This window comes from Stenotrophomonas sp. 3diitr2024, from assembly GCF_042136455.1.
Taxonomy (GTDB): Bacteria; Pseudomonadota; Gammaproteobacteria; order Xanthomonadales; family Xanthomonadaceae; genus Stenotrophomonas; species Stenotrophomonas sepilia.
Map to the genome: position 1 here is coordinate 1 of NZ_JBHHMJ010000812.1, position 3601 is coordinate 3601.

The following is a 3601-nucleotide window of genomic DNA, read 5'->3' on the forward strand; positions in this document are numbered from 1 at the left end:
GCCGGCACCGCGCACCTGCGGGTGCCGGTGCCGGCAACTCTGCTATAACCCTCGGTTCACCCCAGTGAACCGCCGCACCTCAACGACGAGATCGCAATGCCCCGCCACATCCGCTCTGCCTGGTTGAAGACCCTGGCCACCGTTGCCGCGGTACTGCTGTTCGCCGGACTGGTCGGGTGGTTCACGGGCCACCTGTGGTTGTGCATCGCGCTGGGAGCACTGGCCACGCTGGCCTGGCATTACTGGCGCCTGCGCAGCGTGCTGCGCCGGCTGACCGCGCGCCAGCGCTGGGACACCGCCGAAGAAGGCACCGGCGTCTGGAACGAACTGGACCGCCTGCTGTACCGCAACCAGGTGGAAATGCGCGTGCGCAAGCGCCGCCTGCTGGACATGCTGCGCAGCTACCGCGCTGCTGCCGCCGCGCTGCCTGATGCCGTCGTCGTGCTGGATCGCAACAGCCAGCGCGTGCAGTGGTTCAACGAAGCGGCTACCGCTCTGCTCGGCCTGCACCATCCCGGCGACCTTGGCGAGGCCCTGGTCGAACGCCTGCAGCCGATGCCGCTGGCGCATTGGCTGGCCGGCGGCCGCAATGCCGAGCCGATCCTGGACGTACCCTCGCCGGTCGATCCGGCGATCCGCCTCAACCTGCGGCTGATTCCCTATTCCTCCGATTACTGGCTGCTGATCGCGCGCGATGTCAGCAAGCTGCTGCGCCTGGAACAGGTGCGCCGTGACTTCGTGGCCAACGTTTCACATGAGCTGCGCACGCCGCTCACCGTGGTGCACGGTTACCTGGACATGATGGACCCGGAGGATTTCCCGGGAACCGGACCGATGCTGGAAGAAATGCGCAAGCAGAGCCAGCGCATGGCCCAGCTGGTGGAAGACCTGCTGACCCTGTCGCGCCTCGAATCGCAGGAACACAGCGAGGAAGAGACCGTGGCCATGCAGCCGATGCTGGCCACCCTGCGCCGCGAAGCCGAAGCGCACAGCCAGGGCCGCCACCAGATCAGCATCGACGACCTCGCCGGCGTTGACCTTCAGGGCTCGACCAAGGAACTGCACAGCGCATTCTCCAACCTGGTCACCAATGCGGTGCGCTATACGCCGGCCGGTGGCCGCATCGCGGTGGAGTTCCGCCGCGAGGGCGACGGTGCGGTGCTGGCGGTGCGCGATTCCGGCTACGGCATCCCGGCCACCCACCTGCCGCGCCTGACCGAACGCTTCTACCGTGTCTCCAGCAGCCGCTCGCGCGAAAGCGGTGGTACCGGCCTGGGCCTGTCCATCGTCAAGCACATCCTCGGCCTGCACCACGCGCGGCTGGAGATTGAAAGCGAAGTCGGCAAGGGCTCGGTGTTCTCCTGCCATTTCGATGCCGACCACGTGCGCCCGCGCGAGTCCGCCCCCCTGACCTCCATCGAAGAATGACGCCATGAGCAGCCTCGGATCCCTCCCCCTCCCCGTGAGCCCGGACAACGATCCGTTGCGTGACCCGGCGCTGTACATCAACCGCGAGCTGTCGCAGCTGGATTTCAACTTCCGCGTGCTGGCCCAGGCGATGGACCCGCAGGTGCCGCTGCTGGAGCGCCTGCGCTTCATGTGCATCTCCTGCACCAACCTCGACGAGTTCTTCGAGATCCGTGCCGCCGCCGTGCGCCACGCGCAGGAGTACGGCCTGCCACCCGCACCGGACGGAATGAGCCCACAGGCCATCCTGAGCGCCATCCATGACCGCGCCGCCGAACTGGTGGACCAGCAGTACCGCTGCTGGAACGAGACGCTGCGGCCGGCGCTGATGGAGGCCGGCATCGGCGTGCTCGGCCGCCACTCCTGGACCGACCGCCAGAAGCGCTGGCTGCGCGCCTACTTCCGCAACGAGATCATGCCGGTGCTGTCGCCACTGGGCCTGGACCCGGTGCACCCGTTCCCGAAGATCCTCAACAAGTCGCTGAACATCGTGGTGGTGCTCAAGGGCACCGATGCGTTCGGCCGCGCCGGCCACCTGGCCATCGTGCGCGCGCCGCGCTCGCTGCCGCGCATCATCCAGCTGCCGGAAAAGCTCGGCGGGCCCCAGAACTTCGTGTTCCTCTCGTCGGTGCTGTCGACCTTCGTCGATGAGCTGTTCCCGGGCATGGAAGTCCAGGGCGCCTACCAGTTCCGCGTCACCCGCAATTCCGAGCTGGTGGTGGACGAGGAGGAAGTGGAAAACCTGGCGCTGGCGCTGCGTGACGAGCTGGTCGACCGCGGCTACCGGCCAGCGGTGCGGCTGGAGATCGCGCACGACATGCCGCGCGAGATCGTGCGGACCCTGCTGCAGAATTTCGGCCTGACCGAGAACGCGGTGTACCGCATCGATGGCCCGGTCAACCTCAACCGCATCATCCAGCTGTACGATCTCATCGCGCAACCGGACCTGAAATACCCGCCGATGACCGCGCGCACGCTGCGCGACAGTGACGGCATCTTCGAGACGGTGGCGCGCCAGGACCTGCTGCTGCACCATCCGTTCGACGCCTTCACCGCAGTGCTGGACCTGATCCGGCAGGCGGCAATCGATCCGAACGTGCTGGCGATCAAGCAGACCCTGTACCGCACCGGCAAGGACTCACTGATCGTCGATGCGCTGATCCAGGCCGCGCGCAACGGCAAGGACGTGACCGTGGTGGTCGAACTGCGCGCCCGCTTCGACGAAGAAGCCAACCTCGGCCTGGCCGATCGCCTGCAGGAAGCCGGCGTGCAGGTGGTGTACGGCGTGGTCGGCTACAAGACCCACGCCAAGATGCTGCTGATCGTGCGCCGCGAGGGCCGCAAGCTGCGCCGCTACGTGCACCTGGGTACCGGCAACTACCACAGCGGCACCGCCCGCGCGTATACCGACATCAGCCTGATCACCGCCGATGCGGACATCGGCAATGACGTGCACCTGCTGTTCCAGCAGCTGTCCGGGCTGGCGTCGAAGATGAAGCTCAAGCGCCTGCTGCAGTCGCCCTTCACCCTGCACACCGGCATCCTCGGCCGCATCGAGCGCGAGACGCGCATCGCCGCCGCCGGCCGCCCGGCGCGGATCATCGCCAAGATGAACGCACTGAACGAACCGCAGGTGGTGCGCGCGCTGTACGCCGCGTCGCAGGCCGGCGTGCAGATCGACCTGATCATCCGCGGCGCCTGCACGCTGCGACCGGGCGTACCGGGCATCTCGGACAACATCCGCGTGCGCTCGATCGTCGGCCGCTTCCTGGAACACAGCCGCGTCTACTGGTTCGGCAACGACGGCGCACCGGAAATGTACTGCGCCAGCGCCGACTGGCTGGAACGCAACCTGCTGCGCCGGGTCGAGACCTGCTTCCCGATCCTCGATCCGGAACTGGCCAAGCGGGTCTACCGCGAAGTCCTGCAGAACTACCTTGACGACAACCTCAACGCCTGGGAACTGGACGCGCACGGCATCTACCACAAGCGTGCCCCAGCCCACGACGAAGCCCCGCATTCGGCGCAGATGGCGTTGATGCAGGGGCTCTGACCCTGCCCCGGTAGATCCCGACCGCTGGTCGGGATTCGATCGCCACGGGGTCAGATCCCTTTCCTGCGGGAAAGGGATCTG

The 3601-nt window shown here is 67.1% G+C and carries 2 protein-coding genes; both read left to right on the forward strand.

The features are described 5' to 3' along the window. The first annotated feature begins 96 nt into the window (after positions 1-96). The gene (gene phoR / locus ABGA94_RS21675; RefSeq protein ID WP_005415460.1) at positions 97-1428 is read left to right on the forward strand and encodes a phosphate regulon sensor histidine kinase PhoR; all 1332 of its coding nucleotides are present in this window, start codon (positions 97-99) and stop codon (positions 1426-1428) included. A 4-nt stretch (positions 1429-1432) separates the two neighbouring features. Continuing rightward, the gene (gene ppk1, locus ABGA94_RS21680; protein ID WP_032953971.1) at positions 1433-3520 is read left to right on the forward strand and encodes a polyphosphate kinase 1; all 2088 of its coding nucleotides are present in this window, start codon (positions 1433-1435) and stop codon (positions 3518-3520) included. Positions 3521-3601 lie beyond the last annotated feature (81 nt).